Below are 23,999 nucleotides of genomic sequence, written 5' to 3'. Positions count from 1 at the left end.
CACTGTTCTCGCTGCGGTAAGAGACTTCGCGCTCACCTCACCGGACTCCCAGGTGCAGTCCGCGTGCGATGGCGTCGAGGATCACCGTTTGCGTCTCCGGCCAGTGGTGCACGATCTCTGCGTAGGTGAACCGGAGCACGGTGAAGCCGCGGTGCCCGAGTGCCGCGTCGTGCTGCGTATCAGCCGATCGTTGTTTGCCAACATGATGCCGACCATCGATTTGCACGACCAGCCGATCACCGATCAAGAAATCGACACGATGCCCGAATAGCCATACCTGCGCGCGAACGGGAATGCGAAGCCACGAGAGACGGGCCCTGAGGAACGACTCAAGACCAGAATCTGAAAACGGGGTCGCGGCTTCCAACAGTTTGCGCGCGCGGGCAGTCCAAGGAAGCGCAGATAACTTGTGCAGGTCGGTATGTCCTAGCTGCAAGGCCGAATCCCAGACGGCAAGTGCCTCATCGCGCGGCAGGCAGTGCGCAACGCATTCGAGTGTGTTGTCGAGACTGTCTTCGAGGCGACCCGGTTCACGCGGGGTGAGCGGGCGTCTGCGGTGAATGGTGGCGTCCGGCAGGTTGACCCGCCGCCCGCGCGGAGCGGCGACATGCGGCTGGTTCGCTTGCAAAACCCAGAGCCCAATGCGTTGCGCTCGAGTCACGCAGGTGAGAACGACACCGTGCTGTGCGGCGAAGATGAGCGTCGGGTCAGCATCCTGCAACGCGATCCATCCACGCCGCGGCCGGCGAAGTGCCAACCTGCGTGCCGCGCGGTTGAGGTCGTACTGGGAGTATCCGAGTTCGAGGAGCCGAGACGTGCGGCATACGCCGCCGGACTCACGGATTACACGTTCGATCGCCATGAATCCACTCTCGTAGTTGCCGGCCTGAGGTGAATCGTGGATTCGCTGATCTGTGGATGCGGTGACTCGACGCGGGTCGATCCCGCATTGTGAGCGAACCTCGATGTGTCGTGTGCTTGTGCTTCCGACACCGATTCAACGAAACGCATACAGCGGGGGCTGTGAAGTGTATGCCTTTCGTTGAATCGGTACCTGAGGTCAACACGGCAGGCATGGTGATGGCCGCGAGCACCGCACACCACGAGTGGTCGCGCAGCGCGCGAATCCGGGGTAGACTTGCATGGTTTGCGTCCGCGAACGCCTCTGGCGTGTGCGGGGGGTAAACGAGTACCGCATCCGGATCGGCCGGAATCGCGGGAGAGCGCGCGCATCAGCGCGAGTTCGACGGAAAGGAAACAATCATGGCAAAGGCCAAGAAGGTTACCGGTCTGATCAAGCTTCAGATCGCAGCCGGCGCCGCCAACCCCGCACCCCCCGTGGGTCCTGCGCTGGGTCAGCACGGCGTCAACATCATGGAATTCTGCAAGGCGTACAACGCTGCGACGGAATCCCAGCGCGGCAACATCATTCCGGTTGAGATCACGGTGTACGAGGATCGCTCGTTCACGTTCGTGCTCAAGACCCCGCCGGCAGCTGAGCTGCTGAAGAAGGCGGCTGGCGTGCAGAAGGGCTCCGGCACTCCGCACACCGTCAAGGTCGCCAAGGTCACCGCTGAGCAGGTTCGCCAGATCGCCGAGCAGAAGCAGGCTGATCTCAACGCGAACGACATCGACGCTGCAGCGAAGATCATCGCGGGCACCGCTCGCTCCATGGGCATCACGGTCGAGTAAGGGCAACGGATATGGCACAGAAGTCGAAGGCGTACCGCGCCGCTGCCGAGAAGATTCAGGCAGACAAGTTCTACACTCCCGCTGAGGCAGTCGCCCTGGCGAAGGAGACCGGTTCCACCAAGACTGACGCAACCGTTGAGGTCGCTGTCAAGCTCGGTGTGGATCCCCGCAAGGCTGACCAGATGGTCCGCGGCACCGTGAGCCTGCCTCACGGCACCGGTAAGACCGCTCGCGTCATCGTGTTCGCGACGGGTGCTGCCGCTGAGGCCGCCATCGCAGCCGGTGCCGACGAGGTCGGTGGCGATGAGCTGATCGAGAAGGTGGCCGCTGGCTACACCGATTTCGATTCGGCTGTTTCGACCCCCGAGCTCATGGGCAAGGTCGGTCGTCTGGGTAAGGTGCTCGGCCCCCGTGGTCTGATGCCGAACCCCAAGACCGGCACCGTGACCCCGGATGCAGCGAAGGCTGTTTCCGAGATCAAGGGCGGCAAGATCGAGTTCCGCGTCGACAAGCACGCCAACGTGCACTTCATTGTTGGCAAGGCTTCGTTCTCGGCTGATCAGCTCACCGACAACATCAACTCGGTGCTCGACGAGATCTCGCGTCTGAAGCCGTCGTCGGCAAAGGGCAAGTACGTGCAGAAGGGCGCCGTTTCGACGACCTTCGGCCCGGGCATCCCGCTCGACGTCTCGGGTCTGTAAACAGCTCGAACATCAACAACCCCCGATCGCACCTGCGGTCGGGGGTTGTTGCGTATATGGGTGCGGGATCATCGAGCCTGCACGTCCCGGCGTGCATCGATGCCGCAACTTGCGCACTGATCGTTGCACTTCGCGCAAGGCCCTGTGGATAACGTCCGCCCCGCTGCCATGCCTCGATTAGGATAATCACGTGACACACCCTTCTCGATTCGCAACCTTCGGCGTGCCCGTGCGCTGGGAGATGTCGAGCGAAACGGTGATGCGAACGATGCCGAAGTCTGCGAGGGGGAACGATGCCTAACCGTGCTCCCGTTGGTGCGCCGGCGATCCCGGGCTTCAGTTATGTGCGACCGCTCGGTTCGGGTGGGTTCGCTCAAGTGTTTCTGTACGAACAAGATATGCCGCGGCGTCTGGTCGCGGTGAAGGTGCTCAACGGCGCGGCGAAGGGGCCGGCAGCGGTTGAGGAGCTCCGCGAGGTTTTCGAGAGCGAAGCCGATGTGATGGCTCGCCTCAGCAGCCATCCGTCGGTCGTCTCGATCTACCAGGCGAGTATCTCGCTTGAGGGGCATCCGTATCTGGCGATGGAATTCTGCCCGGCATCGATGGGCGCACTCACGAAGGGTCAGCCTGCCCGGCTGCAAGACGTGCTCGACGCCGGTGTGCGTATTGCCGGCGCACTCGAGACGGCGCACCGCGCGGGGGTGCTGCATCGCGATATCAAGCCGTCGAACGTGCTGCTCACGACATTGGGCAAGCCGGCGCTCTCTGATTTCGGCATTGCTCAAGTGCTCGGGCGACGCGAGCTCGACGGAGAGATGGCGATGTCGATTCCCTGGTCGGCGCCTGAGGTGGTCGGGCTGCAGAGCACGGGGAGCGTCGCGACCGAAGTCTGGTCGCTGGGGGCGACGCTGTACTCGTTCGCAGCAGGCCGGTCACCGTTTGAGCTCGCCGATCGCGCGCAGAACTCGCGCGCAAAGCTGACGGAGCGAATCTCGAAGGCGATCTATCAGGCGATCCCGGGTGCGCAGGGGTACGAGCACTTTGACGAGGTCGTATCGACGGCCCTGCGGAAGCAGCCTCACGAGCGCTACCAATCGATGGCGCAGTTCGGCGAGGCATTGCAAGGGTTGCAGCGCGCGTACGGGTTCGATGTCACTCCACTTGAGATCGTCGCCGAGGCCTGGCTGCCGCGTGCCGAGTCGGTTCCCGCGGGTACCCGAGGCCCGGTGGTCAGCACCGTTGGGCGCGTGACCCGGGCCGAAGCTCGCGCTGAGATGCTGGCGCAACGCCGGGGCACCGACACCGACGGGCTCATCCTTGATCGCCCGGCGTCGCCGTGGCGCGCCGGACTCATCGGCGCAGCGATCACGCTCGCGGTGATTGCCGGTGCGGCGAGCCTCATTTGGGCCTTTAGCGGGGCAGGCGGGTGAGCGCGAATACCGGGTCGGAGCGCATCGGCATTCGACGGCTGCAGTGGTGGATCGCCGGTGCGGTGTCGTGCGCGCTGATCGCCACGGTCGCGGTGATTGCGAACGGATACGACGCACGCGAGACTCCACGGCAAGAACCCGGGGTCTGGGTCGCTCGCGAGGCCGGGCAATACGCGCGAGTCAACACCGACACCGGTGAGCTTGACCTCGTGCGCAAGGTCTCCGACCCGAGCGGCGTGCTGCAGGCGGGTGATCGCGCGGCGGTGCTGTCGAACGGCAATGGTCGGGCGTGGCCGCTCGATGCAGCTGACCCGATCGATCTCGGCGACCGATCTGATGCCGCGGCGGGTGACGGCGAGGCCTCCGATCCTGCCGCCGCTGACACGGTCGCGCAGACCGACAGCGCTGACGCTCAGAGCGACGATGCAACGGCGACCGATGACGATGCCGCAGCAGCGGTGCGCCTGCCCGATGGCACCCGCGACGTCGTGAGCGCCGGCCGATTCGTTGCCGTGCGCACCGAATCGGGCGCGGTGTATGCCGGTGAACTCGCCGCCGATGCAGCGGCGACAGAGTTGACCGCCGGCGGAGACGATGATGCGGCGATTGCCGATCTCGAATCGCGCCTGGGCTCGCTGCAGCGCGTCGATCCACTCGCGGGTGAGGCGGCCGACGCGGAAAGCGCTGAGAACGCAGCGACGGACGGCGCTGCAGCGGGCGGCGGATCCGGCGCGAACGATGGCGGATCGGGATACCGTGCGACGGCGATCGCGCTGACCACCGCTGGTCGTCTGGCGATCTTCTCGAGCGCGGAAGACGCCGTTCGCGAGTACGACGCGGCGCGACACGAGTTCGTGGGTGGCGCAGCTGAGGCTCCGGCAGCGGCCGGCGAAGCCGCGACCCCGCAGCTCGCACTCGTCGCAGGCGACTGGGTGTTGCTCGACGCCGAGAACGGTGATCTGTGGCGTGAAGATGGTACGACGGCATCGCTCGAACTCGACGGTTCGGCCACACTCCAGGCGAGCGGTGGGGACGGATCACGCGACGGGCGTCGGGTGCTCATTGCTGACACCAGCGGTCTGCTGACGGTCGATGCCGATGGCACGGTGCAGCGCGAGGTCGAGACGACGGGAACCCCCGCGCAACCCGCATATATCGGCAATGTCGCCTATGCGGCCTGGCTGGGTCAGAACTCCGGGGCCATGTGGACCTCGACCGAGGGTGAGAAGCCGCTTGCGATCGATGACGCGGCGCGCGAATCGGGCGATCTGCTGCCGGTGATCCGTTCGAATGGCACTCGAGGCGTGCTCAATGAGATGCGCACGGGCATGCTGTGGACGCTGCCGAGCGGCGACCTGATTCCGCTGTCGCAGTGGACGATCTCGGACCCGCCGAAAGAAGATCGCGGCACCGTCGTCGTCGAGGACGTGACTGAGCAGGTCGCGCCGACGGCGGTTGACGACGCGTTTGGTGTGCGAGCGGGCGAAGCTGCTCCGCTGCCCGTGATGCTGAACGACTACGACGCGAATAAACGCGATGTGCTGACGATCGTGCCGGAGTCGTTGAGCGACAGCGGCATCCCCGAATCATTCGGCATCTTGCAGCTCATGCCTGACGGCCAGTCGCTGACGGTGCAGCCAGCGTCGGGCGCGACCGGATCGGCGACCTTTACGTATCGCATCACCGACGGTGCGCTCGTCTCCGAGCCGGCCACCGTGACGCTGACCGTGGTCGGCGATGAGACCAACACGGCGCCGGCCTGGTGCCCGGTCGAGGGCTGCCAGCGCGAGTGGCGGGTGCCGTCGATCGCCCCCGGCGGCACGCTCGTGTACCCGATTCTTGAGGGCTGGGTCGACCCTGAGGGCGATGTCATGACCCTTGCCGGTGTCGAGCCGGCACGCTCAGAAGACCCGGTGCGCGCCATCGTCACTGCCGACGGGCGCCTCGCGGTGCGCCACACGGACCCGAACGCCGGGACATCAGACATTGCGCTGCGCGTCTCGGTGCGCGATGGCCGCGGCGAAACGGCCGAGCGCGAACTGACGCTCGTCGTCGACCCTGGCGCAACTCCCGAGTTCACCGCGACCGCGACGACGGTGCAAGCCGGACGCACGGCGACGGTGTACCCGCTCGAGCGGGTCGCCGGGGGCTCCGGATCATATGCGCTGCTCGATGCCACCGAACCGAGCGGCACCGTAGGCGTGACGCCGAAAACGGCGAGCGGGGCAGTGGAGATCGAGGCCGACCAGCCGGGCACCGCAACGGCGACGGTCACCGTGCGCGATACGGTCACCGGCGGAGAAATCACGGGTCAGTTGCGCGTGACCGCGACCCCCTCGGGCCCGCCGCTCGCGTTGCCTGCCCTGCGCGCGTTCGTGCGGCCGTTGACCGACACGACGGTGGAGATTCTCGACGCGATTCCTGGAGCAGCCTCTCGCTCGCTGTCGGTCGCTGACGCGCAGGTCGCCGACGGGGAGCTGCAGGCGGACGTCATCGACCATGCTCAGGTGCGGGTCGCGGGCAGCACCGCCGACGGCGCGGCCGGGCGTATCGGGTCTGCCGACGTCACTGTTGCGGAAGGCGATGCGCGCGCGACCGGCAAGCTCACCGTCTTCCAGGTGCCCGAGACCGGGTCGACCGGGGCGATCGCCGTCGCCGATACCGCTACGGTGCGGGCCGGCTCGGTCGTCGATATCCGTGTGCTCGACAACGACGTGGCGGCACCCGGCGAACGCCTCATGCTCGACCCCGACATCGTGGGTTCGGGTACGAAGGGCGAGCTCGCTTTCGCCTCGGGCAATGTCTTGCGCTACCTGGCACCGCAGCAAGCGGGCACGTACCGATTGAGCTACACCGCGTTTGGAGCCAGTGACCCCGCCGCCGGCGACGTAGGTTCGGTCATCGTCACCGTACTGCCCGAGGGGGCCAACCGCGATCCCCAGCCGACCGCAGTGACCGCCCGTGTCAGCCCCGGTGTCTCTGCACAGGTGCGCGTGCCGCTCTCCGGAGTCGACCCCGATGGCGACCGGGTGCGGCTCGTCAGCGTCGAGGGCAACCCGGACGCCGGCATCTCGGCGACGATCAACGCCGCGGGCAACGGCTTCCAGGTGGCGGCGACGGCCGCTGCCGCTGCCGGCACGGTGCAGCTCGAATACACGGTTCGCGATCCCGCAGGCGGCACCGGCACCGGAACGCTGAACGTCATCGTTGTGCCGGCATCCGAATCCAGTGCGATCATCGCATCGACCGATTACGTGCGACTCACGCCGAAGAGCGAACCCGCCACGGTGCAGCCGCTCGACAACGACATTGACCCAGCCGGCGGGGCGCTCTCGATCGAATCGATCGTTCCGAACGTCGTCGGGGGAGCGAACAGCAGCGAAGCCAAGAAGCTCGCGGCCAGACTCGATGTGTCGAAGTTGAAGCAGGGGCGCATCACGGTGAAGCCGGGTGAGGATCTCGGCACCGTGTCATACCGGTACACCATTCGTTCGGCGGCGACGAAGAGTACGGCCGACGGGCTCATCGTCGTGCAGACGTCGGAGCGCGTCGGCGCCCAGGCGCCGACCGTGACCGATACGGTGCTAAACGTGCGCGATCGCGCCGAGCTCGCCGGCGATGGCGTCGATGTCGTCACAGACAAAGTGCGCTGGACGACCGGTGACGTCTCGTCGCTCAAGCTCTCGTTGTGGTCGGGATCGGGCGATGACTACCGGGTGTCTGGCTCCAAGATCACGGGCGCCTACCAGCCGAACGGCGACACGGTGGTGTTCAAGCTCACGGGCACTGACATCTCGGGTGAACAGGTGACGTCGTACGGGCTGCTCGTCGTGCCGCCCCTTGACGAGCTGCGCCTGACGCTCAAGCCCAATGCGCCGCCCATCACGGTGGATGAAGATGCGCAGGAGGAGATCGCGGTCACCGATCTCGTCGATGTGGGTTCCGGGGACAGCGTCGAGCTGCGCCGAGACTCGTTCACCACGGGCCGCGCGCAAGCTGTCTGCGAAGCCGTATCTGGTGAGACGCTGCGTTACAGCGCGGGTAAGGAAGCCCCGTGGAACGATGCGTGTTTGATGCAGGCACGGCTGGTCGGGCAGAAGGCGTGGACCACGCTGCCCGTGAGCGTCGTCATCGTTCCCAAGCAGCCGTCTGCGCAGGCCGCTGCGCTGACGCGCACGATCGATCCGGGCACGACCTCCGAGATTGAGCTCGCCGACATGGTGACGTGGCAGGGCGGTCGTGAAGGCGATCTGTCGAAGCTCTCGTTCGACGTGTCGGGGGCGACGTCGCTCTTCGAAGTCACGAAAGACGGCGCTGCGCTGAGCGTTGCAGCGCGTGCTGACGCAGTGCCCGGAAGCCAGGAGTCGGTCTCTGTCTCAATCACGGGCGCGGGCGATTCACGTGCCCCGCTGACGCTGCGAGTCGGGCAAGCGCCACGCGACCTGCCGCAGGGAGCGACCGTCGCACTGCAGTGCACGGTCGGAAGCCAGTGCCAGACGCAGCTCGTCGGTGTCGCAGGGGAGCACGACCCGTTCGCCGGAAAGAGCGGCGGCGGTCTGAAACTTCTCGACGTCAGTGGCGCCGGATGCTCGTACGGATCGTTCACGCGCGTCGGTGACAGCGGGGTGTCAGTGAGCTGGCCAGGCGGACCCGAGGTTGGCGGCACCTGCCGGGTCGGCTTCACCGTAATCGATGCTCAGGGGCGCACGGGAGCCGGAACCATCGAGTTCGACGCGCAAGGCATCCCGAGCACGCCAAACATTCAGCAGACCGGGTACACCGCCGACAGCGCGAGCTTCACGGTGACGCTCGGCGGTCGCGCCGCGCACCCCGATGTGTCGGGCGTGACGCTGTCGGGCGGTGGCTCATCGAGCTGTGCCGCGGTCGGTACCTCGACCTTCCAGTGCGTTGCCAGCGGCCTCGCCAATGGAGAGAAGCACCAGTTCACCGCGCAAGCGGTCAACGCCGTGGGTACTTCGGCATCGTCGACCGCCGTGACCGCCTGGGCGTATGCCGCCCCGACGGCGCCGACCGTGACGGTGGAGTCGAAGAAAGCGCCGAACAACACCAACCCGAGTCTGGGCGGTGTCAGTTTGCGTATCTCCGGTTCACCGGACACCAAGCAGTTCACGGTGACATATCGGGATCAGCAGGAAACGATCGACGGATCAAGTCTTGAGAAGGACTACGACAACCTCCCAGTCGGTCAAATCTCGTTCACCGTCACCCCGGTGACGAAGTTCGATGTTCCAGAAATCGGTGGCGGCAGCAACACCGGAGCCTCGGCCCAGGCCGACGGGAACGTGATCGGAGCCCCCACCCTCACGAGCGCGACGCTTACGAGCCTGAATGACAACTCAGCCATCGTCAGCTACGAGGGAACGCAAGACGGTGTGACGAAACTCTTCTCCATCAGCAAACCATACGGTTCTCCTGGTGAATGCAACGTCGGCAACTCAACCTTTAGCGAACTCAAGAAGTACCGCATCTACACGGCTCGAGTTTGTCTCAGTAACGACTTCGGCCGCCAAGAGCTCAATACGAACCCGCAGGTAATCGGCCAAGAGCTCCAGCCCCCAACGGTGTCGTACACCATCACCAAAGACGCGCAGGCTGACGGGACCTCTGCGAAGTGGACGTTGCTTGTGGATTCAAACAATCAAGCGGTGCTCGATGTTCAGAAGAATTCGGACACTACTCTGCGATTCAGTAATACGGCCAGCGACCAGTTCCAACTCGAGCCAGGTATGCGCGTGAGTCAATGCGTCGGTCAAGGCCAGGACCAGCAATGCTCCCAAGAAGCGCAGGTCGGCTGGAATAACGCGCAGAACCCTGTCACTGTTCAGCTCGCGGCAGGCGTCTGCATCGATCCCGCAAACTCGCCATCTGACGATGAACTTCGGTCACTTTTCCAATACCTCGGTGCTGACCCGCAGCAGAGTAAGCCAGTCGCGAGTGCTGCCGTGAATGGTCAGGTACCTGTATCGATTACGTGGCCTGGTTTCAACAACCCGATCAAACTCAACGCTGCAAGCATCAACGTCCCGGTCTGCGCGACTCCGCCCGACCCCGGCGGCGGCGCAGACCCCGGAACGGGCGGCACCGATCCGGGTACCGGAACCCCGTAGCCCGCACGCAGCACACCGACGATGACCACCACCGCACAAGGAGCCGCATGACCTCCCAGCCGCAGACCGCACCGCACGCCATCAGCCCCGATCAGGCGCAGTGGGTGGCTCAGCTGTTCTCCACGACGGCAGACGCCGTGGAACAGGCGATCCACGGCAAGCGTCGCGTCGTCGAACTGGTGATCGCGTGCGCTCTCGCCGGTGGTCACGTGCTGCTCGAAGACGTGCCCGGCACCGGCAAGACGGCACTCGCCCGCGCGCTCGGCCAGGTCATTCAGGGGTCGTCGTCGCGCGTGCAGTTCACCCCCGACCTGCTGCCAGGCGACATTACCGGCATCACCGTGTTCGATCAGCGCGTCGGCGCGTTCGAGTTCCACCCGGGCCCGATCTTCGCGAACGTCGTGCTCGCCGACGAGATCAACCGCGCCAGCCCGAAGACCCAGTCGGCGCTCCTCGAAGTCATGGAGGAGGGGCGCGTGACGGTCGACGGCACCTCGCACGAGGTCGGCAGCCCGTTCATGGTCATTGCAACGCAGAACCCCGTCGAGCAGGCCGGCACCTACCGGCTCCCCGAAGCCCAGCTTGACCGCTTCATGGTGAAGACTTCCATCGGCTACCCCGACCAGGCCGCGATGACGCGCATCTTGCAGGGCGACCGCTCGGCGCACGCGCCACTGTCGCCCGTCGTCAGCACCGGCATGGTGACGCAGGCGCAAGAGCTGATCAGTCGCGTGCACGTCAGCCCCCTGGTCGCCGACTACGCAGTGCGCCTCGTCGAGGCGACTCGTCGCGCAAGCGAAGTTCGGCTCGGCGCCAGCGTGCGTGGAGCCCTCGCGCTCGTGCGCCTCGCATCGGCATGGGCCGCCGCGAGCGGCCGACACTATGTAACTCCCGACGACATTCGCGACCTCGCGATGCCCGTGCTCACCCACCGTCTCGTGCTCGAGCCCGAAGCCGAGTTCGATGGAGTCACCGCGGCCCAGATCCTCGGCCAGATCCTGCTCGACATCTCGGCACCGCAGGAGAACGGCACCGCGTGAGTCTCGATACCTCGCGCGCCCCGGTATCGAATACCGGGACGGGAACGCGTGGCAGCACCACCACGCGGTTCGGCGAAACCGTACAGGGCACGGGGCGCGTCAGCACGCGCCGCCGTCGTGCTGCGCGACGCTGGTGGCGCCGCAACCGACGTCGCCTGCGTCGTCAGTGGCGCCGCGTCCGCGAAACCATCACGCCGACCGGCTACTTCGTCATCGCCGTCGCCATCGTATCGGCAATCCTCGGCGCCACACTCGGATGGGTCGAAGCCTGGTTCGTCGCCATCGGATTCGCGGTGCTGCTACTCATCGGCCTGCCGTTCCTCATCGGATCGCGCACCTACCTCATTCGCATCGCCGTCGACCGGCTCCGAGTGATGGCGGGCGGCGAAGTCGCGCTGCACGTCGAGGTCGAGAACTCAAGTGCGCGCCCCGCACTCCCCGCGACCGCCGAACTCCCGGTGGGCGAAGCACTCCGCGAGATCCCGATCCCGTTCATCGGCCCCCGCGGCACCGCGGTGGTGCCAGTCGGCATTCCAGCCGTTTCCCGAGGGGTCATTGAGGTCGGTCCGCTCACGCTCGCGCGTCGCGACCCGCTCGGCCTCGTGCGCCGCGAAATCACCTGGCGCGACCGGCACCTGGTACACGTGCACCCGGTGACGGCGACGCTGCCTCCCGGGTCCGCAGGCCTGGTGCGCGATCTCGAAGGCGCTGCGAGTCGACGCCTCACCGACTCCGATCTGTCGTTCCACGCGGTGCGCGAATACGTGCGCGGCGATGCGATGCGTCACGTCCACTGGAAATCGACGGCGAAGACCGGCACGCTCATGGTGCGTCAGTACGAGGAGTCGCAGACGGCGCGCGCCGCGATCCTCTTCGACGCCGTGCGTTCGGAATATGCGAGCGATGACGAGTTCGAACTCGGCGTGAGCATTGCGGCCTCGCTCGGGCTGCAGGCCGTGCGTGAGGGCCGTGAACGATTCATTGCTTCGCAGTGGGCTCCGGGTCGCGTGCGGCCGAGTATCGATGGTCTCGAGGAGTTGCCCGCAGAGACTCCCGCGCAGTTGCTCGACGCCTGGGCAGAACTCGAAGCCGCTGAAGACGCGCTGCCGATCGAGCGCCTCACCCGCAACCTCGCCGAGTCGCGGCGCCCCCTGTCGATCGTGGCCGTGGTCACGGGTTCGGTGCCGGATCCGGCCCGGCTGCGCCGTGCCGCCGCCGCGTTCACCGAAGACGTGCGGGTCATCGTGGTGCGCGCCGAGATGCTCGCCGACCCGGCCGCTCGCCTCGTCGATTCGTGCACGATGTTCACTGTCGGTGCGATCGGCGACCTGCCGCAGTTGATGGTGCGCGGGGGGCTCGTATGAGTGTTCCGCAGTCGGAAGCCGAACGCTCCGCAGCTCGTCGCCGCGCGCGACGGCAACGCAATCGAGTCAACCCGTCTCTGCTCGTCGGAGCAGCATTGCTCAGCGCGATCGCGGTGGCCGCGGGCGCGTTCTCGGCGATGCCGATCTACCGCACGCCCTGGCTGTGGCTGGTCGCCGGTGTCGCCTGGGCGCTCGCGCTCGGCATCGTGTGGCTCGGCCAACGCATGCGCTGGGGCGTCGCAACTGTCGCACTGCTCGTGATCGTCTTTATCATCGCGGTCGTGCCGCTCGGCGTGCCGAGCGCGCTCGGAAACGGCCCGTTGGGTCTCGTCGACGGACTCGTCGACGGGCTCGCGACCGTCTCGCTCGGGTGGAAGCAGCTGCTCACGCTCACGCTGCCGGTCGGCACCTATCAGGCCATCATGGTGCCCTGGCTGCTGGTCGCCATGCTCGCAACGGCGCTCATCGCTGCACTCGCGCTTCGCGGAGGCCGACTCGCCCCCTGGGCAGCGGTGCCGGCGCTGCTCCCCGTCGCGTTCGGCGTGATCTTCGGTGCGTCCGCGGTCAGCGCCCCGATCGCCATCGGCCCACTGAGCATCGCCGCGCCTCGTGAACTCGCGCTCTGGGGAATCGTCTGCGTCGCGGGAGCGTCGTGGGTGGCCTGGTCGTCGGGCATCGGCCGCCGAGCCGCGTTGCGCCTCGGCCGTCGGGCACAGGCAGCCGAGGGGGCCGCCGGCGTGCGCCGCAACGCCGCAGTGCGCGGTCTGAGCGCGGTGCTCACCGCGGTGGTTGCGCTCGGAATCGGAGCTGCCGCTGCACCGCTCGTCTCGAGCGACCGGCAAGTGCCCCGTGATCGTGTCGACCCGCAGCTCGTCGTGCGCGAGCAGACGAGCCCCCTCGCCGGATATCGGGCAGCGAAGCGCGACGATGCCTTCGACCAGGCGATGTTCTCCGTGCAATCTGATGGTGAGGCCCCGCACCGTCTCCGCATGGCCGTGCTCGATGGCTACGACGGTGTCGACTTCTTCGTCGCAGACGGTGCCGACGGGCGTTTCACGCGCTTTCCGAGCGGTGAAGCGGTGCAGGATCCAGTCGAGGTCACCATCGAAATCGCCGACGGGTACACCGGCATCTGGCTGCCGATCGCCCCGCCGCTTGCGGCACCGCCGACGTTCGACGGCTCTCGGGCCGCTGCCCTCGGAGACGCGTTCTACGTGAACCGTTCGAGCTGGGCGGCGATCGCGGTGCCCAGCGGTCGAGGTGTGCGTACGGGGGATGCGTATTCCGCACCTATGAGTCGTGTCTCAGACGCGGAGCTCAACGCCGATCCCGTGCAGGATTCGCCGCTCGTCGACCTCGACACGATGCCGCAGCTGGCGCTCTGGCTGAACAGGCAGGATCTGCCGTCGACGAGCGCCGGGCTGCTTGAGGCGATCCAGCGCCTGCGTGATCGGGGATACCTGAGTCACTCGCTCACCGACGGTGAAGGCGAGCGCGCCTGGCTTGAGCGCGCTGCAGACGAGTACGGCACGAAGTTTATCGCCAGCGCAGGCGGCCACTCCGTTGCGCGCATCGAGGCGCTCTTCACCCAGCTCAACGAGCAGGAGCGTGCGGCGGGCAGCGGAGCCGACGACCGAGCACTCGTATCGGGCATCGGAGACGACGAGCAGTTCGCGGCCGCGGCTGCGCTCATCGCCCGCGCGATGGGATTCGACTCGCGCGTGGTGCTCGGGGTGCGACTCGGCGACGAGCAGGCGGGCGTTCCCGGCGTTCCGGCCTGCAGCGAGACCTGCACCGGCGAAAACCTCGCCGCCTGGGTCGAGGTGCGCGGCAACACCGGCGATTGGGCGCCCATCGACGCGAGCCCGCAGCTGCAGGTGCCTCCGAGCACGCTCGAACGCGGTGAGCAGCTGCCCGAATTCCCGACCGTGCCCGAGGAACGAGACGCCAGCCAGGCCGACCCACCGACGGGCACGAGCGGAGACTCGGGCGATCCATCGGAGACGCCCGAGCGCGATTCGTTCGCAGCGCTGTGGCCGATTCTGAAAGCGATCGGCCTCTCGATACTCGCGCTCGTGCTGCTCGCCCTGCCGGTGCTGTTCCTGCCGGTCGCCAAGCGCATCCGCGCGCAGCGACGCCGGCGCGCGGGCACGGCCGAAGAGCGGGCGCTCGGCGCCTGGGACGAACTGATCGACGGGTACGCCGATACCGGGCGCACAGCCCCCGCCAACCTGGGGCGCCGCGACACCCTCGAAGCGCTGCAGGTGCCATCGGCCCAATGGATCTCGTGGACAGTCGATCGTGCGGTGTACGCCCGCGAAGGCATCAGCGACCTCGACGCCGATCAGCTCTGGGCACTCGTCGACGACGAACTGGCCGCGCGCCGCGCGAGCCTCGGATTCTGGCGCAGACTTAGCGCGCGCTATTCGCTGCGCTCGCTGCTGCCCAAGACACGCATACGACAGCGACTGCGTCTTCCTCGACGCTTCGCCGCAGGAGGACGATGATGCACACCGATACCCGACCCGAAGTCTCAGCGGCGGTGCGCACCGACGTCGGCATGCTGCGATCGATCAACGAAGACGCGGCGCTCGCCGAGTTTCCGAGCTTCATCGTTGCCGACGGAATGGGCGGCCACGAAGCCGGTGACGAGGCCAGCCGGTCTGCGATCGAAGCCTTCGCCGAACACATCCACGCCGGCGACCCGTCCACGGTGCGCGAGGTCGGTGTGGCGCTCGAAGCCGCCCGCGAAGCTGTAGCCCGGGTGGCGGCGGATCGCGCGCGCGGGGCAGGCTGCACTTTCACGGGCGCCGTGCTCGTCGAACACGAGGGCCGTATCTGCTGGCTAGTGCTCAACATCGGTGACTCCCGCGTCTACCTGCACCGCGGAGCCGAGCTGCACCAGGTGACCATCGATCACTCGCTGCGCGACGAGATGATCGCGGGCGGTGCAAACGATCCGGCAACGCTCCCCGGCCGCAACGTCATCACGCGCGCGCTCGGCTCGGCTGACACGACCGCCGACAGCTGGCTGCTTCCGGTCGAAGACGGAGCACGCCTGCTTATCTGTTCCGACGGCCTCACCACGGAGGTCGACGATCAGCAATTGCGTGCAGCGCTCACCATGGGCGGGCCAGCTGAGACGGTCGCCGAAGAGCTCGTGCGACGCGCCAACGCTGCGGGCGGGCGCGACAACATCACCGTGATCGTCGTCGATGTGGTCGCGGGCGGATCGGCCTGGCACGTCGGCTCGACGGGCACCGAGAGCGCTACCGCCGACCATGACCTCACGCTCACCGCGACCCTGCCGAGGCGAGCTCGATGACGGGGGAGCGCGACGCGTCTGAGCCTGACTCCGAGCCAACGCCGTCACCCGAAGAACCAGACCGCACTGTGATCGTGCCGAGCACCGATGACACGGAGGCCACGGTGGTGACGCCCCGGCGCCCAGCCGGCCCGCGCCGTCCATCTGCGCCGCTCGACGAGACGATCGTGACGCCGAAACCGAGTGAGGCCTCCACCCCGCTCGACCGTACCGTGGTGACGCCTCGCCCCAACACCCCAGAGACGCCGGTGCCACTCGATCACACCGTCGTCACGCCTCGCCCACTCGACCCCACTGCCGCGGTGCTTCCTGAACGACCGCGTGGCGCATCGTTCAACCCGGCACCGCCGGTCGCTGATCCGGCGCCGGCCGAATTGCCGCCCGAAATCGCCGCGCGCATGTTCAAGTCTCCGCTCGACGCGAAGTACCGCATCCCCGATGCCCCGACCGAAGCACCGTCGCATGCGTTGCCTCGCCGTGGTGTGTCGCCGGCGCTCCCCGTCATCACCTCGAGCCGCGCCGGCAGGCGCAACGTCGCGACGTCCGCGACCGACGCGCGCATCGGTGCGCCGCCGGAATCGCGCGCTGCACCCCCGGAAGCCCAACGCCACGGCCTGCGATCCACCGAACGGGCGAACCGCCGCTTCGGTACGGGAACCGTGATCGGCTTCGGCGCGAGCCTCGTCGTCGCAGTCGGCGGCTTGTGGATCGTCGCGATACTCGCGTTCGGCTGAGTCGGGGGCCGGCTGAGTGAGCGGCCGAGCGAGTCGACCACCGGCTGAGTCGGGCCCGCTGACTCGCGTTCGGCTGAATCAGCGACCGGTTGAGCGATGAGCCGGCGAGACCGCAGAGAGCCTGCCCGAGCTTCAGTCGCCCGCAGTCTCCGATTGCCGGCGTCGTCGCAGCAGCGCACCGAGCCCGAACAGCGCGACGAGGCCGCCGGCGACCACGGCAATCGCTGTGACGAACGCTTCGTTGCCCGCCTCCGCCGGATGCGTGGTGACGCGCGTGGGCGACGACGAGAACGCGGCATCGCTCGTGTCGGCAAATGGGCTCACCGGTCCGCGCGTGGTCGCGCTGGGACGCAGGTCGAGCGCGGCAGCAGGGCGAATCACGCCCCACCCGACCTGGTCGTCTCGCGCATCCGGGTTCGATCGGGCAGCGGTCGCTTCGAGCCGGTACTTCCACCCCGCGGGCCCCTCATCGGGGTAGCGCTCGGCGAGCAGTGCGGCGGCGCCCGCGACGTAGGCGGTGGAGTAGCTCGATTGCGGTGCTTCGCCGTAGATGCAGTCGCCGCCGCCGGTCGCGAGCGTGAGCACGTTCTGGCCGGGCGCCGCGACGTCGACGTGATCGCCGTGAATGGAGTCGCTCGTCGGCAACCCGGCCGCGTTCACCGCGGTCACCGCGATCGCTTCCGGGTATGCCCCCGGGTAGCGCGGTGAATCTTCGGTGTTCGGCGTAGTGCCTCGGTTTCCGGCGCTGCCAACGACGAGCGACCCGCGATCCGACGCATATGTCGTCGCTTCGCGCACCGCGGATTCGTCGACATCGTCGCTGAGCGACACCGAGATGATTTGGGCACCGAGGTCGGTGGCAGCGCGGATGGCCTGGGCGACGCGCTCAGGTGTCGCGTCGAACCCCTGATCTTGACTGGCCTGATCGTCATCGCGGAACACGCGCAGCGAGATCAGCTTCGCCCCGGGCGCGATGCCGACGACCCCGGAGGCGTCGGACGGGCGGGCGGCGATGATGCCGGCGAGCGCGGTGCCGTGGCCCTGCGGATCACCGAGCCCGTCAGAGCGCTCACCATCCGCGATGAGCGAAGCGCTGCCGGGGGCGAATGCATCGGCGAGTTGGGGTCTGGTCACGTCGATGCCCGAATCGATGACCGCGACGGTGACACCGGCACCCGTTGGTGCGTCGATGAGCGTGCTGGGAGACCACCCAATCTCGGTGAACGCCGGGGGAGGGCCGGCGATCCGATTGAGCACCCCGACCGGGCACCCATCGCCCTCGGCGGCCTGCGAGGTCTCCGCGAACGCCGCGGGTGCCGCAACGGACATGGGCACTGCCGACAAGGCACCAGCTGCGCAGGTCGCCGCGAGCACGAGTGATGCCGTGCGCCCGAACCGCCGCGTCATGAGGCCTCGGGGCTCGCAGATGCTGCTTCTGCGGTGAGCGCGGGGCCGGCAGCGAGCAGTTGAACCCACGTGGCCGGCACGACGGCGACATCGGTGTCGGCGTAGCCGAGTCGGGTGACGCCCGTCGCCACATCGCCGGGCACGGCGTAGGCGGTGCCGCTCGCATCGATGAGGGTGAGGGGGCCGGCTGATCCTCCACGCACCAACGCCCCGCCGTCGGCGGCGACACTCACTCGCACGGTGCCGCTGCCGGCTGCGTCGGATTCTGTGGTCTCGTCGGGCGCCGACGTCACCGCACTCCCCGGAGCCGCGAGCACCGTCTGCTGGTCGCTCGGAGCACCGGTGAGCGTTGCGCACGGCCCAGCCGCCGACGCAGCGGATGTGAGTGGACGCTGCGGCCAATCAGCGGGGCCCGCCGGGTCTGCGGTCGCGAGTGCAGCGATCTGCGCGGGGCTGACTTCGACCTCGTCGCCGAGGGCGCCAGACCCGCCGCCGAGCAGATAGAGGCGATATGCCAGGTCACTGAGTCTCGCGAGGGATCCGTCGCCCGTAAGCAGGTATCGCTCGTCGTCTCCGCCGCCGGTCGGTCGAATGACGGACCCGGCAGGCAGATCGACCCCGCGAACGGTGCCGCCATCGACCGCGCCGATCGGTCGCAGGTCAGCGCCCTGGGTGAACAGCGCGAGCCATTCGCTCCCGACCTCTGCGGGCGCAGCACCGTCGAGGCCGATCGCGCGGAGCACGGCGGTGCGATCGCTCTCGGCGACGGCGTAGCTCGTGCCGCCCGAGACGACGTAGGTGCCGCCCTCGCTCGTGACCACGATGCCCGAGTCGGTGGGGGCGGCATCGGGCCGATCCCCGCCGAGCTGCACCCGAGTCGAATCCGGGGTCGCGCAGGCGGCCCAGCCGCTGCCGTCGAGGTGCTCCGCCTCGGGCAGCGTGTCTGGTGCGCCGAGGATGCCGAGGGTTCCGCCGATCGGAATCCCTTCGAGTGCGCCCTGCTTGACCGTCACCACCTTGAACTCTCCGGCAGGGATGGCCATGCGGGCGCTCACCGTGTTGATCACCGGGTGCAGGGTGCCGTCGACGCTGATGTACCGGGCACCGGTATCGCTGGCGACGATGAGGCGGTTGTTCTCCCACCCGCCCGGCAGTTTGGGCTGGATCAGTCCGATGAACACTCCGGCGAGCACCACCATTGCAGTGAGGGCGATGCCGGCGAACACCGCGCGCAGGGGCTTCGCGGGCTCGAGTTCTTTGCCTCCGGGGGCGCCGCCGACGAACGCGGAGAGCAATCGCGCCTTGCTAAAATTCTGCGCTTCGAGCAGATCCTTCTTGCTCGCCACGGCCTACGCGAGCCCCGCTGTGATGGCCCCGAGCGGCAGCAGCAGCGCCAGCAGAATGACCTCGATCGTGTCTCCGAGTGTCGCCACACGCATGCGCGCGCGGGCGCTGAGCAGGGTCAGACCCGACACCAGGCCGGTGGCGATCAGGAGTGCGGCGAGCAGCAGCGGCGCATGGTCGCGATGCGTCAGGATCGCGACGAGCCCGGCGACCGCGAGAATTGCGGTGCCGCTCGCGAGCAGAACGATCACCGAGGCGCGTCGGGCTGATTGCCGTGACTGGAACATGAGCACGGCTCCGCAGATCAGCGCGAGCGCCGTGCCGATCCAGCTCGTGGCGGCGACCACGGGAGTCGCCACGAGCACGGCGAGAGCGAACGCGATGCGCAGGGCAACCAGCAGCCGGTGGCCGGAATCAATGCGTGCGGCGACGCGCTCGGGGTCGACGGGTGGAGGCGGATCGAACATCTCGGCCTCGGTCATCGGCGAGATGACCCGGATGCGGGTGCTGCTGAGCGTGAGCCAGGGGAGCGCGCCGGCGAGCAGGCCCGCACACGCGATCATGACCGCGTAGGGCCCTGCGGGGTCGACTCCGGTGACGCCGACCACCGCGGCCGGCAGCGCGATCGCCGTGCCGAGCGCGACCGGGAGCAGCAGGAGCTCAGCTGGTCGGGTGGCGACGAGCAGGGCTGCGCCGCCGGCGACGATCAACCCGAGCCCCGCGGCCGCGAGGGCGAAGCCCCAGAGGGGGTGCTGATGCGCAATGAGGTAGCCGGTGAGTCCGCCGAACGTTGCGGCTGCGAGGCCGAACCCGAGACCTGCCTCGTGCTGGGCGATGCGGCAGAGCGTCGCCGTCAGGGCGAGCAGCACTAGTGTGCCGACCCCCGCGATGACGGCGGGAAGGTACGACGACGCCGGCTGCAGTGCGAGCAGGATCGCGCTCAGTGCGACGAGCGTGAGGCTCACGGCAGTGGCCGTGCGCGCGGCATCTTCTGGGCGCCACGCGGTGTGGTGCGCCGACGTCGCATCGATGACGGCCTCGACCACATCGTCGTAGCGTCGGGGAACGGCGATGAGCTGGCCGCGCGTCAGCGTCAGAATCTCACCCTGGTCGATGCCTTGGGCCACGGCCCCGCGCGTCGGGTCGAGCTCGGCGCCATCTGCGCGCGTCAACCGGTAGCCGCCGTGCAGCAGCGTGGCATCGAGCACACCGAGCCCGCGCGCGATGCCCGGAAGCACTTCGAGCAGCGGCAGGCGACCCGGAATGACCAGGTCGACACGACGCTCGCCGTGCACCACCGACACGCGTACGACGACGCTCGCGTCGGTCGTTTCTGCACTCACGCACTGCCTCCCCGTGCGATCAACGGATGTTCCCCAGGTACCAGCAGCATCCTAGTGCGGATCGCGCCGCCGCGTCCGCCCCCGCCTGGGGTGCGAGCGCGACGCTACACTGTGTGGCGTGAGTCAGCCTGCGCCGCGCCTGCGCCGGATCGCGCTCGAAGCGGCGGGGAACCGGCACGACCTTGTCGTGCCTCAGAACGAGGCACTCGCCGGCGCGCTCGCCGCAGTGGGTGTGCATCTCTCTGCGACAGACCGTGTGCTCGGACCCGACGGCGCAGCCGTCGATGCGGCGACGTCCGCTGCCGAGCTGCGCGAGGGCGGGCTGTACGCCGTGGCAGGCCCGTTGCACGTGTCGACGACTGACCGCGCCGAAGCGGATGCGCTCCGACGCGCGAGCGCGGCGCCCTGGGCGCTCCTCGGATTCGGTGCGACGGCCGCGGTGCTGGCAGCCGTCGTGCCCGAGTGGCGCTGGGTGACCGTCGCTGTGCTCGCGCTCGCCGCGGTGGCGTCCGCTGTGGCTGCGGCAAGCCGGCGCCGCGCACGAGGAAGTCTCGTCGCTGCGGCCGTCGGGCTCGGCGGTGCCGCCGCCGCATCGGCCGTGCTGCCGGCGGTCGGGGCGTCACCGGGCCTGGCGGTCGCTGTGGCCGCGGCGGCGATTTCGGTGCTGGCGGCGCTGCTGGGGTTCATAGCGGTGTCGCCGCGCTTGCAGGCTGCTGCGACCCCGCTCGTCGTGATCAGTGCGACGGTCGCGGTGCTGGCGCTCGTGAGCCCGGCGCTGGGCTGGTCGCCGGCGCAACTGTTGATCATGTGCGCCGCACTGGCGACGGTCGGTGTGCGCGCCGCGCCGAGTCTGCTCGTCGGCGTCGACCCCGGCCACCACATCGACTACGACCGATTCATGTCGCTGCGATGGACGGTGCGGGGGCGCGTGCCCGAGTTCATCGAGAGTGTCGATCGGGATCGCGTCACCGGAGTCGTGGCGCTCGCCGAGGCGCGGCTCGACGCCACCGTGCTGATGCTCTCGGTGGTCGCCGCCCTCGGTATTCCTGCCGCCATCGTGCCACTGACGAGCGGTGATCTCGTGCAGATCATCGCCGGCTCGGCGTTCGTCGCCTGGACGGTGCTGGGGCTGCTGCTCACCTCGCGACGCACGGCGGCGCGGAGCCTGCGCACTCCGCCTCGGGTCGCGGTGATCGCCGGACTCGTCATACTTGTACTGCTCAGTGCGCCGCACCTCACGCTCTCGGTCAGCCTGCTGATCGCCGGCGGCGCGCTGCTGGCGGGGTTGGTCGCGGCCGCCGCGATCCTGCCCCTCGCCCGCGGGGACCGGTCACTCGGATGGTCGCGCACGGGCGATATCGTGGACAGCATCGCCGTCGCCCTCGTGCTGCCCGCAGGAGTGCTCGCGGCCGGAACGCTGAATCTACTGCAGGGGGTGCTTGCCGCATGAGCGAAGACGCACGCGGGCGTGCGCGCCGAGCGCGCGGTGCCGGATCGCCACCCACCCCAGTCGCACCGCAGTACGCACGAGGCGTGCCGAAGCCGCCGCACCAGGCGCAACCGGCTCCCCAGTCGACGCAGCCGCCGCTCGGCAGTGCGCCGGCGGTGCGTATGCGACCGGGAGCCCCGGTACCCCAGGGAGCTGCCGCTCCGGTAGGTCAGCGTGCGCGGCAGCGACCGCAGCCCACGGGTCAACCAGTGCGGCCACCGAAGCCGACGCGCCCACCGGCTCGCACCGCCGCCGATGCTCGCCTCGCCGGCGCCCTCGCGCGCTCGCGCGCCTGGGCGCGGCCCTCCGGAGTGGGTGCGCGTCTCGCGGCCTACTCGATCGACACCTTCGTGTGTCTGGCCATCGCGGCCGGCGTCGGGATCGCGACGCGCAGCGTGCTCATCGGGGTCATCGTCGTCATCGAACTCGCAGTGATTCTGCTCGTCATCGAAGCGCGTACCGGTGCGACCATCGGCAACCTGCTCCTGCGTCAGCGCACCGCGCGTGACGATGCGCCATTCTCCCCAGGCGTTGGTCGCGGCTTCGTTCGCGGACTCGTGCAGGGTGCGGGCAGCCTGATCGCGCTCATCGGGGGATGGGGTGTGGTCGCCACCAGTGCTGCTGATCCCGCGCGCATGGGGCGCAGCTGGGCGGATCGCGCCGGTCGCACGCTCGTCGTGAAAGTGCCCACACCCGCCGAGCGCCAGGCCTGGTCGAACAGTGCGGCAGCATGGGCGCAGCAGGCGCCGGTCGAAGCGGTGTCCGCGAACACAGGTGCGGCTGCGCCGGTGCCGGGTGCGCTGTCGACCACGCCCGCACCGCCACACATCGCGAGTGCATCGGTCGCGCCTGCAGGAGCTGTTCGGGGAGTTGGGGGAGTGCCGCAGGTCGTGCACCAGCCCACCACGGCGCCGCGCGTGGCCGCAGCACCAGTCGCCGCCTCGGCAGCGCAGGCGGCCGCACCCGCACTGCCTCCCGGCGTCGTCTCCGTCGACGCTCCGATCGCCGCCGCACCTCCGCCGCGCGAGATCGGAGCGCTGCTGCTCCTCACATTCGACACCGGGCAGCGTGCCCAGCTGCGCATCCCCGCCGAGGCGAACCTGGGGCGTCGACCCGACGCAGCGTCGGCGGAAGATCAGCTTGTGGCCGTCGATGACCCCGCGGGTTCCGTCTCGAAGACCCATCTGCGACTCGAATACCGGGGCGACAGCGTGTGGGTCACCGATCTCGGTTCGACGAACGGGTCGCAGATGATCGACGACACCGGGGCATCGAGCCCGCTGGCCTCTGGTGCCCGCACGCGACTCGACGACGGTGCGAGCGTGCGCATCGGGGAGCGAAGCTTTACCGTGGCGACGATCACCGGGGAGTTGTAACCACTCGAGGGCTCGGAAATAGATCGCGAGCAGGCTCGATCAGTGCGCTCAGAACGGTGGTAATGCGTGTCTCACCCCTCCTCAGTGGCGAAGAGCGCGCGGCGCAGGCCCCGGACGCGATCTGTCGTGATGGGTGCCCTGATCGTCGTCGTGCTCTCGGTTGCGGCGGTGAGTCTGGGCGTCTGGAGTATTCGCAATGCAGCGGTCGATGGACCCGAGAAATTGCAGGTCGAGCTCACCGCGAGAGCGGAAGGCGCGTTCTCGGTGAACTTTACCGAGCCCTTCGAACAAGGTGACGTGAAGGCTTCAACGGCTCAGGTCAACGCGACGGATACCTTCGACTTTGAATTCACTGGTCAGAATAGTGAAATCCAATTTGAAGCGAGCATCGCGCAGAGCAATATTGGGCCGCAGCAGATCATCTGCCAGATCAAGATCAATGACCAGATCGTGCTCAAACGACAGGGCGATCAGCGCTACGTTGACTGCTCAGCGAACCTGCAAGACCTCTTTCGCGAACACATAAAGCCTGGTGAGAGTGAGTGAAGCGGACGATATTGAATGAGGCACACTGCGAATGTCTCATCGTTGTTCACCTGAAAAACTGGTTGGTGTAACTATTTGCC

The 23,999-nt window shown here is 68.0% G+C and carries 16 protein-coding genes; 12 read left to right on the top strand and 4 right to left on the bottom strand.

Features of this window, described 5'->3' with window-relative positions; all coding sequences use genetic code 11:
- Positions 1-37 precede the first annotated feature (37 nt).
- Positions 38-862 (bottom strand): endonuclease domain-containing protein, encoded by an 825-nt coding sequence (locus CH42_RS07860; protein WP_053352671.1) that lies wholly within the window; start codon positions 860-862, stop codon positions 38-40.
- A gap of 401 nt (positions 863-1,263) precedes the next feature.
- On the opposite strand from CH42_RS07860, the gene rplK reads away from it, so the two are divergent.
- The 9 genes from rplK (at position 1,264) to CH42_RS07815 (ending at position 16,414) form a co-directional block, all read left to right on the top strand.
- Complete coding sequence (gene rplK / locus CH42_RS07855) at positions 1,264-1,692, top strand: 50S ribosomal protein L11 (protein WP_053352670.1); 429 nt, start codon at positions 1,264-1,266, stop codon at positions 1,690-1,692.
- A gap of 11 nt (positions 1,693-1,703) precedes the next feature.
- Positions 1,704-2,393 carry a 50S ribosomal protein L1 gene (gene rplA / locus CH42_RS07850; RefSeq protein ID WP_053352669.1) on the top strand — a complete coding sequence of 230 codons (690 nt, stop codon included), beginning with the start codon at positions 1,704-1,706 and terminating at the stop codon, positions 2,391-2,393.
- Between the two features lie 293 nt (positions 2,394-2,686).
- Complete coding sequence (locus CH42_RS07845; protein WP_053352668.1) at positions 2,687-3,823, top strand: serine/threonine-protein kinase; 1,137 nt, start codon at positions 2,687-2,689, stop codon at positions 3,821-3,823.
- Positions 3,820-9,951 carry an Ig-like domain-containing protein gene (locus tag CH42_RS07840; protein WP_053352667.1) on the top strand — a complete coding sequence of 2,044 codons (6,132 nt, stop codon included), beginning with the start codon at positions 3,820-3,822 and terminating at the stop codon, positions 9,949-9,951. Before CH42_RS07845 ends, CH42_RS07840 begins: the two co-directional genes overlap by 4 nt.
- A 47-nt stretch (positions 9,952-9,998) precedes the next feature.
- Complete coding sequence (locus CH42_RS07835) at positions 9,999-10,991, top strand: AAA family ATPase (protein WP_053352666.1); 993 nt, start codon at positions 9,999-10,001, stop codon at positions 10,989-10,991.
- Positions 10,988-12,355 carry a DUF58 domain-containing protein gene (locus tag CH42_RS07830; RefSeq protein WP_053352665.1) on the top strand — a complete coding sequence of 456 codons (1,368 nt, stop codon included), beginning with the start codon at positions 10,988-10,990 and terminating at the stop codon, positions 12,353-12,355. Before CH42_RS07835 ends, CH42_RS07830 begins: the two co-directional genes overlap by 4 nt.
- A complete protein-coding gene (locus CH42_RS07825; RefSeq protein ID WP_075205301.1) occupies positions 12,352-14,862 on the top strand; it encodes a transglutaminase domain-containing protein in 2,511 nt (836 codons plus the stop codon). Before CH42_RS07830 ends, CH42_RS07825 begins: the two co-directional genes overlap by 4 nt.
- Positions 14,859-15,680 (top strand): PP2C family protein-serine/threonine phosphatase, encoded by an 822-nt coding sequence (locus CH42_RS07820; RefSeq protein ID WP_239683990.1) that lies wholly within the window; start codon positions 14,859-14,861, stop codon positions 15,678-15,680. Before CH42_RS07825 ends, CH42_RS07820 begins: the two co-directional genes overlap by 4 nt.
- The gene (locus tag CH42_RS07815) at positions 15,677-16,414 is read left to right on the top strand and encodes a hypothetical protein (RefSeq protein ID WP_156322509.1); all 738 of its coding nucleotides are present in this window, start codon (positions 15,677-15,679) and stop codon (positions 16,412-16,414) included. The genes CH42_RS07820 and CH42_RS07815 overlap by 4 nt, the downstream gene beginning before the upstream one ends.
- A 132-nt stretch (positions 16,415-16,546) precedes the next feature.
- Here CH42_RS07815 and CH42_RS07810 read toward each other — a convergent pair whose 3' ends face one another.
- From CH42_RS07810 to eccD, 3 genes are all read right to left on the bottom strand, one after another.
- Positions 16,547-17,743, bottom strand: a complete 1,197-nt coding sequence (locus tag CH42_RS07810) for a S8 family serine peptidase (protein ID WP_162231076.1) — start codon at positions 17,741-17,743, stop codon at positions 16,547-16,549.
- A gap of 74 nt (positions 17,744-17,817) precedes the next feature.
- The gene (gene eccB / locus CH42_RS07805) at positions 17,818-19,167 is read right to left on the bottom strand and encodes a type VII secretion protein EccB (RefSeq protein WP_053352662.1); all 1,350 of its coding nucleotides are present in this window, start codon (positions 19,165-19,167) and stop codon (positions 17,818-17,820) included.
- A 3-nt stretch (positions 19,168-19,170) separates the two neighbouring features.
- Entirely contained in the window at positions 19,171-20,508 is a 1,338-nt protein-coding gene (eccD, locus tag CH42_RS07800) for a type VII secretion integral membrane protein EccD (protein ID WP_053352661.1), read from the bottom strand.
- Between the two features lie 118 nt (positions 20,509-20,626).
- Between eccD and CH42_RS07795 the strand changes: the two genes are divergently transcribed.
- The 3 genes from CH42_RS07795 to CH42_RS07785 all read left to right on the top strand — a co-directional run bounded on the left by CH42_RS07795 (position 20,627) and on the right by CH42_RS07785 (position 23,919).
- Positions 20,627-21,958, top strand: coding sequence for a hypothetical protein (locus CH42_RS07795; RefSeq protein WP_053352660.1), 1,332 nt, complete (start codon positions 20,627-20,629; stop codon positions 21,956-21,958).
- Positions 21,955-23,373, top strand: a complete 1,419-nt coding sequence (locus CH42_RS07790) for an FHA domain-containing protein (RefSeq protein ID WP_162231075.1) — start codon at positions 21,955-21,957, stop codon at positions 23,371-23,373. The genes CH42_RS07795 and CH42_RS07790 overlap by 4 nt, the downstream gene beginning before the upstream one ends.
- A gap of 129 nt (positions 23,374-23,502) precedes the next feature.
- A complete protein-coding gene (locus CH42_RS07785; protein WP_053352658.1) occupies positions 23,503-23,919 on the top strand; it encodes a hypothetical protein in 417 nt (138 codons plus the stop codon).
- Positions 23,920-23,999: the final 80 nt, after the last annotated feature.

The organism is Leucobacter musarum subsp. musarum, assembly GCF_001273845.1.
GTDB lineage: Bacteria > Actinomycetota > Actinomycetes > Actinomycetales > Microbacteriaceae > Leucobacter > Leucobacter musarum.
Note: the sequence above shows the minus strand (reverse complement) of the source record. Positions and strands in the feature narration are given on the sequence as shown.